The organism is Candidatus Acetatifactor stercoripullorum, assembly GCF_944382095.1.
In the GTDB taxonomy this organism is placed as follows: Bacteria; Bacillota; Clostridia; order Lachnospirales; family Lachnospiraceae; genus Acetatifactor; species Acetatifactor stercoripullorum.
Genome location: NZ_CALWMU010000022.1, coordinates 43060 through 54057, shown reverse-complemented (window position 1 = coordinate 54057; position 10998 = coordinate 43060). Strand labels below are relative to the sequence as shown.

General features: G+C 48.6%; 9 protein-coding genes. 1 reads left to right on the top strand and 8 read right to left on the bottom strand.

Annotated features, from left to right (window positions below):
• Nucleotides 1–189: 189 nt before the first annotated feature.
• The 7 genes from spoVT to SHK35_RS08235 all read right to left on the bottom strand — a co-directional run bounded on the left by spoVT (nt 190) and on the right by SHK35_RS08235 (nt 8764).
• Nucleotides 190–738: a stage V sporulation protein T gene (spoVT, locus tag SHK35_RS08265; protein ID WP_318709416.1), complete on the bottom strand. Its 549-nt coding sequence runs from the start codon at nt 736–738 to the stop codon at nt 190–192.
• Between the two features lie 91 nt (nt 739–829).
• The gene (locus tag SHK35_RS08260) at nt 830–3016 is read right to left on the bottom strand and encodes a glycosyl hydrolase family 95 catalytic domain-containing protein (RefSeq protein WP_318709415.1); all 2187 of its coding nucleotides are present in this window, start codon (nt 3014–3016) and stop codon (nt 830–832) included.
• A 61-nt stretch (nt 3017–3077) separates the two neighbouring features.
• Entirely contained in the window at nt 3078–5234 is a 2157-nt protein-coding gene (gene gnpA, locus SHK35_RS08255) for a 1,3-beta-galactosyl-N-acetylhexosamine phosphorylase (RefSeq protein WP_318709414.1), read from the bottom strand.
• 21 nt (nt 5235–5255) lie between these two features.
• Entirely contained in the window at nt 5256–5435 is a 180-nt protein-coding gene (locus SHK35_RS08250; protein ID WP_318709413.1) for a DUF6903 family protein, read from the bottom strand.
• A gap of 34 nt (nt 5436–5469) precedes the next feature.
• Nucleotides 5470–6363: a carbohydrate ABC transporter permease gene (locus SHK35_RS08245; protein ID WP_318709412.1), complete on the bottom strand. Its 894-nt coding sequence runs from the start codon at nt 6361–6363 to the stop codon at nt 5470–5472.
• A 36-nt stretch (nt 6364–6399) separates the two neighbouring features.
• The gene (locus tag SHK35_RS08240; protein WP_318709411.1) at nt 6400–7296 is read right to left on the bottom strand and encodes a carbohydrate ABC transporter permease; all 897 of its coding nucleotides are present in this window, start codon (nt 7294–7296) and stop codon (nt 6400–6402) included.
• 67 nt (nt 7297–7363) lie between these two features.
• The gene (locus SHK35_RS08235; protein ID WP_318709410.1) at nt 7364–8764 is read right to left on the bottom strand and encodes a carbohydrate ABC transporter substrate-binding protein; all 1401 of its coding nucleotides are present in this window, start codon (nt 8762–8764) and stop codon (nt 7364–7366) included.
• 317 nt (nt 8765–9081) lie between these two features.
• On the opposite strand from SHK35_RS08235, the gene SHK35_RS08230 reads away from it, so the two are divergent.
• Nucleotides 9082–9912 (top strand): AraC family transcriptional regulator, encoded by an 831-nt coding sequence (locus tag SHK35_RS08230; protein WP_318709409.1) that lies wholly within the window; start codon nt 9082–9084, stop codon nt 9910–9912.
• Here SHK35_RS08230 and SHK35_RS08225 read toward each other — a convergent pair.
• Complete coding sequence (locus tag SHK35_RS08225) at nt 9909–10991, bottom strand: phosphotransferase enzyme family protein (protein WP_318709408.1); 1083 nt, start codon at nt 10989–10991, stop codon at nt 9909–9911. The genes SHK35_RS08230 and SHK35_RS08225 overlap by 4 nt on opposite strands.
• Nucleotides 10992–10998: the final 7 nt, after the last annotated feature.

Below are 10998 nucleotides of genomic sequence, written 5' to 3'. Positions count from 1 at the left end.
ACTCGCATATTTACTGAAAAAATTGGAGCCTGTATGGCTCCATTTTTCATTTACAAGTGGCAAACTCGGGTTATAGCTTAAAACCGCATATATTTCAAACCGCCGGTCACACAAAAAAAACCGGGACAGCCTGCTAAGCCATCCCGGCAAAATACCGTATCTTTTTATTACATGCCCCCATCCATTGGATTACTGCTCCATCTGTCTTCCGAGAAAAGACGCGGCCGCCGCGGCAAGCTTGCCCTCCGTCTCTCCCATTTTACTTTTTTCGTCTTTATTGTAAAGAACGACCGCCCTGATGGCGTCTCCCTCACAGATGATCGTACTCACCGCCTGCTCGGTAAAATCTCCGCTGTCATCCAGCGTTACCTTGATAAAATCATTGCCGCCCGCCTCAGCCTGATAATTTTTCCGCTCGCTGATGGCGATTTCGAGCTGCCGGCTGATGGGTTTTCCCTCAAAATCCTTCTTCCCGCTTCCGGATGCGGCCACCACATGGTCGCAGTCCGTGACAAGGACCAGATGTCCGGTCGTCTGCGCAAGGCTCTCCGCATATTCGCCGGCAAACTGACTCAGTTCTCCGATCGGAGAATATTTTTTTAATATGATCTCACCCTCGCGGTCCGTAAAAATTTCCAGCGGATCGCCCTCGCGGATTCTAAGCGTTCTTCTGATTTCCTTCGGCACGACAATGCGTCCCAAATCGTCTATCCGTCTAACAATACCTGTTGCCTTCATGTCTATTCCTCCATTTACAAGTGCTGTACTGCTAGTATTTGTAAATGGTGGATTATTATTCACAATTTTGCACGCCGGAACATTGATTTTCTCATTCCGTCTGTGGACCAAACAGCGTTAATCCCCGTTTAACGCAAAACGAAGACCCGCTGCTGCGGATTCCCTCTTTCGTCCAGCCCCTGATCCAAAAGACATCCTGTGTGTCCGTTTCAATGTACAGGCTTTTTAACCTTCCATCGGCCAATTCCGCGCTGATGAGAATCCCGTTTTCACCGCGCAGGCGTTCAAACGATGCCTGTTCTTTTTCCCATGCTGCCGGAATGGCAGGAAATGGCTCTATTGTATGATTTTTCATAAAAAGGAGCATTTCCTGAAGCGCGTCTGCAGCGCACATATTCGCCTCTAACGTAAACGGACGGTAGGTAAAGTCCGAATAGCCTCCCTTTTTATAATCTCCGTTTAAATGAAAACCATTCGGAGAGCAAAAATAATTCCAGAAAATGGAAAGCATTTTCCACGCCTTTTCACCGTTTTTCTGAACCGCATAAAGCTCCGCCATCCAGCAAAAGCTAAAGCCCACCCACTGGGAAGTCCCAAGGCGCTCAAAATCCGCGATCGTTGCGTCGATGATACGGCGATTTTCGTCCCCGCTGTATGGGAACAGACGCAGGGGATGGATCGCCATTGCGTTGGAAAAATGGCGATGCGACTCCGTGAGCATCTCCTCCGGCGAAATCATCAGTACATGACCCTCGCTGACGGAAAGCTCGGGAAGCGCCGCACGGATTTTCCTCCAGCCCGGCGCTTCCCCGTTTCCGAGCAGATCCGCGTACTCCGCAAGTGTCTCAAACAGAAAATGCATCAGCGCCAAATCATAATTGCTGTTCGGCTTCACAAAAGCTTCTGCCGTATCATCATGGATTTCGGGTGAGCTGGAAATGGGAAGATAAAGCTTGCCATCCTCTCCCTCTGTCAATAAGTCTGCGATACACTCCGCTGTCTCCTTTAAGTAGGGATAAGCCCGTCCGCTTAAAAACTCCATATCCCCCGTGTAACGGAAATACTCCGCGAAGGCATGACAGAGCCAGATTTGATTTGTCGGGGACAGCGAGTACATCGGCCATCCGCCAAGCGGCTTTGCGTCAATCGTCATGACCGCCGGAAGGCACTGGCCCCGTGTCCCGTAAAAGTGCGCAGCAAACACCCGTCCCTCTTTCCGGCAGTTCCACAGGAAATCAATGAAGCACCGTCCCTCTTCCAAATGGTTCGCTTTCAGATAATGGTAATAACTCATCTGCGTATTCAAATCATTGTGATAATCGCCTTTCCAGGGCGGAAGCTTATCCTCCGCCGCTGTCCATACCCCCTGCAGCGGCATCGGATAACTGCCTTCCCGCGAGCAGGAGGCAAACAGATAATTTGTCAGATACCACTGTAACTCAAACTGTTTATCCGGCAGGGTGAGACTGCTTTTTGACCAATAGCGCTCCCACCATTGCCTGTGCGCGGCAAACAGTACCTCAGGCTCCTGCTCCATATACGCCTCAACCTCACGGCAGGCGACGGAAAGCCAATCCCGCGCGTCCGTTGACGCGGCGACACGAAAATACAAAAGCTTCCGCTCTCCTTCCTCCCGGATTCCGAGTACAACGCCGTACGAAAAATCTCCCTCCGCTTTCTGCGAAAAAAATAAAAGCTTTCGTTCCCGGGAAATCACATGCTCTCCCAAAACTGCCGGCTCATAATTCAGCTCCGACAACTCCCCCTTGGAAATCTCTTTGTGCAGGCGATACAGTGCGCCATCCTTTGCCGCGCCAAAGCCCGGCGGCTTTAGGCTCACTTCGGGAAATGTGTCATTTTTCCTTCTTACGCTGGCCCCGGACTTCGTCTCCTTCTCTTCCTCGCGCTCATTTATGCTCATCACGCCGATATTTTCCGCGGCGCAGAAAAACGCGTGCACCACAAGCGCCCGGCCTCCGCTTTCCACCTGCATTTTTGCCTGTGCGTCCTCCATACAGAGCTCGGATTTTGTTTTTATCTGCTGCCCGAAAGAAAGCACGATCCTTCCTACCGGAAGCTTCGTGGGAACGGGATAATCATAGGGTGCGTCGAATATTTCCCTGATTTTCGCAGTATTTTTTTCCTTTGCCAGCGCGACGAGTGTCTGATAGGTAAATTCCGGCCGTTCTATGCCGAAAGGAGTTGTCCTGTCCCAGATATCCACGCGATCCAGGCTCACATACAACTCCTCTCCGTCCCCCCATATCAAACCTCCCATTCGGCCGTTTCCAAGTGGGATGCCTTCATCCCACCTGGAAATATTTTTGTCAAATGTCAGTTTATATTTCATACCATACTATCTCATTCGCCTTCAAATCAAGTGGAAAGCTGGAACCGTCTCCCTTATAAACGGTTGTTGTCTGCGGCTCATAAGTATTGTTTACCACGCAGAACTTTCCGTTTTTGATATAGGCGTGTACCTCCACATTGTAATTTGTCGAAAACCAGCGGTGAATCGACGACTCGTCCCCTGCGCTCCAAAGAATCGCACGGTAGAGCAGCCTGCTGTTTTCAAAGCTGTAAGGAAGGCCGCTGATATAAACCGCCCTGCCCTCGCCGAATTCGTGAACGGCAAGATGGACATTTTCATTTTCCGAAACGATCACCGTTGTTCCGGGGAGCGCATACATATTCTTCTGTGCCTCTCCGAAATCAATCTTTTCCGAGGCGTCCTCCGTGATAAAGTGTGCGTGATTCTCCCAGTTATACTTGTCATAGCCCAGTGTAAAATCCCGCTCCTCCTCTACACCGAAGACGGTGGAAAGCTGGATAAAATGACCGTTGGCCTGATGACCGCTCGGCTCCCCGACGCCGATGATCCCGCCTCCGTTATAAACAAACTCTTTCACCGCAGCGGAAATCACGGGATCGCACCACCATTCCCCGCCGGTCTGTGCGGTATCCGCGTCGCCGATGTTTAAAATAACATCAATATCCTTTAATATCTGCGGATTTTGCAGAATATCGTCAAAGCTGATAAACGACACGTCAAACGGCGCTCCCGCCAGCGCTTCAATGATTCCCGCATAGGAGTAATTCTTTTTAAAATAGATGGCGTGATGCACCATGTGGTTGCCCCATGCGCGCATTTTGCCCCAGCAGTTTAATACTGCTACCCGCTTTACACAGTACGGCGTTGTCCCTTTAATATTTTCGTACAGCACGCGGAACTCCTCACATACCGACTCCACATACTCCACAAACTCCGGAAATTCCATCGCCAATTTCAGGTATCCGCCATAGCCGATACGGTCAATCGGTTTTCTTAAAATTGCACGCCTCGCTGTCACCCAGTTGATCTTTGCTTCCTTCACGGGATCTCCGCCCTCATGGAAGGTATCCGGGAAAAAGTATGGCAGCAATCTTCCTTCCGTATACTTCACGCCTTCAATGTCACTGATCAACCGCAGGGTAGAACCGTTTCCCACACTTCCGACCACAGCATCCAGGCCAATGCTCTGAAATTCCTCCATGAACGGCTCCATGCCAATCCAGTGGTCGCCTAAAAACATCATGGCTTCCTTCCCATACTCATGGGTAATATCCACCATTTCTTTTGCGATTTTTGCGACCTCCCTGCGCTGGAACGCCATAAAATCACGGTATTCCCTGCCGGGGATCCGATATTGGTTGTTGTAATAGCCCTGGTCAATGATAAATTCGGGGCGGAAGCGGTAGCCAACTTCCTTTTCAAACTGCTCTAAGGTATAAGGACTTACCGATGCGGAATAGCCGTACCAGTCCACGTATTTCTCCCTTGCCAGCTCGTCAAACACCAGCGTAAACTGGTGAAAAAAGGTGGTGAACCGCAGCACATTCACATACGGATGCGCTTCGATAAATTTTCTCAGACGCTCCATGGTATATACATGAGTCTTTGGCTGCCTCACATCAAACGTAATCTGGTGCTCCACATCCTTCCAGTCATTGACCACCGCATTGTACATATGTACCGGATCCCACATAATATATGCAAGAAAGCTTACGGTATAATCATGAAACGGGATGCTTCTGATAATGACCTCTCCTGTTTCCTCCTCATAGGACCAGTCCGAGACCGGAACCACCTCTCCAGTACTCCGGTCAATCACCTCCCACCAGCGGGCAATATCATCCCTGCTGTTCGGCGTGAGCATATCGGGATAAAGTCCTTCCATCAAACGGACGCGAAGCGTTTCCCCCGCCGCCGTATAGATAGGAGTCATCAGATACATCTGCTGAATTTCATCGGGATTCTTCCTCGCCCACTCGTTATCCTTTCTCGTCGTATAATAGGTAGAATATACCTTTAACCCCACATCCTTAAGCTCGACCGGAAAATCCGTGCCGTCGCAGTCACGCACCGCGTCCGCACCCCATCGTTCCGCCAGGCTTAAAGTTTCTTTCACGACGTCAGTGTCTGTTGGAATTGTGACCCGCCCTTTATTCTGCTTCATACGAACCTCCTTCGTTTCGATTTATTTATATTGCCTGTTATAAAACCAGAGTAAAAACACCAAGCCCACCAGGCCCACCAGCATCGTGAGCAGTCCTGCCGGACCTATATTCTGCTGTCCGACAACCGTAAGTACAATGCTTATGATAAAAATCACAATGAGAACTGTCATCGTCACTATTTTCTTCATTTTTTCACTCATAATTCCCTCATTTCCGCGCAGCCAAAAGCGCCAGCTAACCCTTTAAACCGCCGATTGTCATGCCCTGCGTCAGCTTTTTCTGTACACACATATACAAAATGAGTGTCGGAAGCATTACGATCACCAGACCGGCATACATCTGGCCATACTGTACCGCCGACCTCTGAGCCGCCATCAGATTCATCAGTCCCACCGGAAGTGTTTTAAGCTCTGCCTTTGTGAGCAGCGTCATGGATATAATATACTCATTCCAGAAGGAAAGGAAATTAAACAAAATGACCGTAACGATGCTCGGCTTTGCCATTGGCATGATAATCCTTACCATCGTGTAAAAATAACCAGCCCCGTCCACATAGGCCGCTTCCTCATAATCCTTTGCCAGAGACTTAAAGTATCCGGACAGCAGATAGATGGTAAACGGCAGTGCCGTGGATGCATATACCAGCGCGAGGATAAAAAGATTATTCAGGAAAAACGTTCCCCCAAATGTCTGCCTTAACCAGATATCCCCATTATTGAGCATCAGGAAAATCGGAACAACGATGTAGTTTACATTGATAAACAGTCCCGCCATAAACATCGTATTCCAAAAGCCTCTGCCGAGAAATTTAAATCTTGCAAGCACATAGGCTGCCGGAAGCGCGATAATGATAAGAAGCGCCAGCGCCAGTGCCGTGACGAGCACCGAATTGAGCATATAAGAACCCATATCGGCCTTCTGCCATGCGTCTATAAAGTTTTGATAATGAATCCCCTTGGGCAGCACCCACGGGCTGCCGTAAAATTCTGAATTTTCTTTAATGGAAGCCACGAATACCCATGCCACCGGCACGATAATCGTAACCGCCAAAAGCGCCAGCATCAGATAAATAAAAAATTTGACCAGCTTCGGGCTCCCATGGAGCCTCGTTTCTTCTTTCTTTCCCATTCTTTTACCCTGCCTTCCTTTCTGCAAACGGCAACATTAAAATTCGATTTCTTCCCGTTTTGTTACCGCATTTAAAATCGCAGCAAGCGCAAACGAGAACAGGAATACCATAACGCCGATTGCCATACCGTAGCCATAGGAGGAGTTCGTGTAGGCCTCCTGGTACATATAGCTTAAGAATACGCTGGAAGCGCCGTCCGGCCCGCTGTTTGTCATCGCCTTAACGAACAGGAAGCTCATGTTGATATTACTGATGATAAAGAATGTCAGCGTCGTCCTGATATTCGTCCAGATTAACGGCAGCGTGATTGACGTAAACTGTTTGATTCTGCCGGCGCCTTCGAGAGCCGCAGATTCATAAAGACTTTCGGGAATATTTGCCATACTCGCCATATACATAACCATATAATACCCGATCGCCTGCCATACCATAGCGATTGCAATACTGTAAATTACGATTTTCGGACTGCCGAGCCAGAGAATCGGATTGTCATTGCTGCCGCCCTTAAACAGTGCGATAAAGCTATTGAGCAGTCCGTTGTTCGGGTCATAAATCGCGGAAAAGATTGCGCTGATCACAACGATGGATAAAATATTCGGTATGTAAAAAATGACTCTGAAAAAATTCTGCCCCTTTATTTTTTCACGGGTCAGGATTGCCGCAAATATAATGGCAAAGAAAAAGGTTACAATGGTAACGATCACAATCAACAGAATGCTGTTCTGAAATGCCCGGTAAAATTTATTGCTCGCAAACAGTGTGGAAAAATTCTGTAATCCCACAAACGTCTTTTCCGCCGTGTACCCGCCCCAGCGGTACAGGGACATACGGAAAACGTCGATTGTCGGAATAATCATAAAAATAATAAATAATACGATCGCAGGCGTCACGCAGGCAGCGATAAACCCGCTTCTTCTTCTTTTATTTTTCATTGCCCCATCTCCATTTAAAAAACGGAAAATGGCCGGCAGGCAACCGCCCGCCGACCATCCATCACCTTTACTGTTTCAATGCTGCCCTGAGTGCATCACTGTCAGATATAATCTGGCTCACCCAGTCATCCTTCGTCTTATCTCCGGTTACCAGAGAGTTTACCGGGTCAAAGAAAGTGCCGCGGACCGTGATCCCCTCTACCGGATCCGTCGTCGCGAATGCATCCATAACTGCTACCGCATCGTTATCATAGATAGAGTAGAACAGCTTGTTGTCGCCTGACAGCTTCTCGGACATTCCGACAATCGGCTGAACCGCCGGAGAATCGCCGGAGGCAAAAATCTCTGCTGCCTCATCGGAGTATAAGTAAGCGATAAATTCTTTTCCGAGGTCTTTATTTTCTGCACCCTTCGGCATCCAAACCTGCTCGAAGAAAGTGTAGGAAGCCCTCTCGCCATCCTCTACGATTGCAGGAAGCGCGGTAAAGCCCCACTCAAAACCTTCCGCTCTCGGAGCCTCAGCCATCTCGCCTACTACCCATGTGCCGTTCGGCATGAAGATTGCTTTGTTATCCAGAATAAGCTGCTGATTCTTCTGGAAATCATTGTCATTGGCATTTGCCGGAGTTGTCGGCTCAGTATAGGTTGCAAGCTTCTCAATAATGTCAAATACGGTCTGAGCTTCCTCTGTCTCCCAGATGCCCTCGCCATAATTCATGGCCTGGGTAAACTGCTCGCTTCCCATTGCCTCATGCAGCAACGCATAGAAGAAAGCGTCAAAATAACCTGTGGTCGGATAGGTAAACAGCGCGATCCCCTCCGCTTTTGCCTTGTCGCCAAGCTCCCACATCTCATCCCAGGTTGTCGGAACAGTCCAGCCCTTCTCATCCAACAGGCCCTGATTATAGAACAATCCGCACGGTCCGTAGAACATCGGCATCAGATAAGTCTTGCCGTCACCATACGGATTCGTGATGGAGTTATCTACAAAGCCCGGTAAAATCTTATCGCCGACAGTCACATCCTCTCCCGGAACCGTCATCGATAAAACGTCCGTCAAATCTTCTACATTATTATCCTTCACAAAGGTCTCGGTCAGAGCCTGCTCTCCGCCAACCGCTCTCATAATGACATCGGGATATACGCCGGACTTCATCTCGGGCGTGATCACATCTTCAAGCTTCTTGTCGATGGTCAACTCTACCGTCACGCCGGGATGAGACGCCTCAAAGGCCGCGCATACGTCCTGCCAGATCTGCGCACCGTACGCTGTCTCTACCGCTGCCACCTTAAGTACCTGATTGTCCCCCGAAGTTCCCTCATCCGCTGCGTCTGACGTTTCCGTACCGTCTGTCGTAACAGAACCCGTATCCGCTCCGGTATTGCCGGTCGTATTGCTGCCGCAGGCTGCTGCCCCAAAAGCGGTCAGCGCTGCCATCGCTACACATAAAACTTTTTTCAGCTTCATACAATTCCCTCCTATATTTCTTCAGTTGTTCTCTTGATGTCTATAGTATATCCCTTCCTCCTGTCCCATTCAATTCATATGTTGCTTTTAATTTTATATATATTGCTTTTTTCATGTATTTCTGTTAATATTTATATAGTTGTTTTAACGTGTAAAAGTATTTTATTTTATTTTTATTATAATCACTTTGTATAATCAGCACATTTTTACAATTATATTTTTAGTTATTTTATCCAATTAATTTTTTGTGCATTATTTTTTTAATGAAATCCGTCATTTTTGCGGAGCAGTATTACTAAAATTTCAGGGAGGTACGCATGGGGATTACCAGATACCAGCTCAACGCCGCCGACGCACAGTCCGTCAGCGCAAAGCTTTTATATGTGACCTATTCAAAATACGAAAACGACTGGTCAAGCCTGCCGCACACACATTATTTTACCGAACTGTTCTATGTGAAAAAGGGACATGGGAAATTTCTGGTCGACGACCGGCTTTATCCCATCAAAGAAGACGATTTTGTAATTGTAAACGCAAATGTTTCCCACACGGAGATATCAGAAAAAGACACTCCTCTGGAGTACATTATTCTTGGTGTGGAGGGCTTAAGCTTTTCCTTTGAAGACAACAGGGATCATATTATTTTCAACTGCCGCAACGACCAGTCCGACCTCATGTTTTATATGAACTCCATGCTAAAAGAAATGGAGGAGAAAAAACGCAATTACGAGCTTGTCTGCCAGAATCTTCTGGAGGTGATGATCGTAAAATTGCTGCGGAGGACTAACTTTGCATTTGAGGTCATTTCCTCTGAAAAAATCAGCCGCGACTGTTTCCGCATCAAGCAGTATATCGACGCAAATTACACCTCCGATATCACGCTGGATACGCTGTCGGAAATTTCGCATCTGAATAAATACTATCTGGTACACTCGTTTGCGAAATATTTCGGCTGCTCCCCGATTAACTATCTGTGCAGTGTAAGGATAAAGGCCAGCAAAGAGCTGCTGACCTCCACCAATTACAGCATCAGCGAAGTAGCCCAGTCCTCCGGCTTTTCTTCCCAGAGCTACTTCGCCCAGTGCTTCCAGAAGCACTGCCACATGAGTGCCAGCGCCTACCGCAAATCCTTCCGGGAGCAGGCCTAGCTGTATTTCTTTACAATTTCATGCATTCTGTCCCATTTCCGCTCCATATCCGCAATCAGGGCAAACTGGGTCCGGCAGCGGTCGAGATTATGTCCGGGGCGATGTACCTTAAAATAGACGTCGCCCTCCAGATAATCCGCCAGGAAACGGATGCCGCATTCATAGGTCATCATTTTCGCGCCCATCGGCAGCATTTCAAGTTCCTTTTCTGTCAGTCTTCCGGCACAGCCCTCCGTAAAGCCCTTTACGTAAATTTCATATAATCCCAGATCCAGAGAGACCTTTGAAACGTCCGGTTCATCCTCGGCAGCCGTATTCGCGCCGAATCGGATGGAATCTCCAAAATCATGCACCGCCAGCCCCGGCATGACCGTATCGAGGTCAATCACGCAGATCCCTTCGCCCGTCGCGTCGTCAATCATAATATTGTTGAGCTTGGTGTCGTTATGCGTTACCCGCAGCGGCAGTTCTCCCCGCCGTAACATTTCTCCGAGCACATCCGTCTCGCCGGCCCTTTCACGCGCGAACGAAATTTCCTCCTGCACGCCAGCCGCAAGCCCCATTTTATCTTCCCCAACAGCCCTCTCAAAATCCCGGAACCGCTTTGCCGTATTGTGGAAATCGGGTATCGTCTCATGGAGCGTATGTGCCGGATAATCCGCCAGCTCCGCCTGGAATTTCCCGAAAGCAAGCGCGCTGTGATAAAAATCCTGCGGCGTTTTCACCTCGTCATAGCAGGTCGCCCCCTCGATAAATCGGTACACACGCCAGCATGTTTCATCCTCCGCCTCAAGATAGCTTTTGCCTTCCTTCGTCGGAACGATGTTTAAGGTCTCCCGCTCGGGTTCCCCGCCTCTTGCTATGATTTTCTTTCTCAGATATTCGGTCACACCACATATATTTTCCATCAGCTCTGCCGGCTTTGTAAAAATGGAGGTATTAATGCGCTGCAATATGTACTTTTTCCCGTCTTCCATCACAACACGATAGGTTTCATTAATATGCCCGCTGCCGTAAGGCTCCAGGGAAACCACCTTCCCCTGTACCGAAAACCGGGTAATTATTTCCTCTGCTCTCATGCTTTTC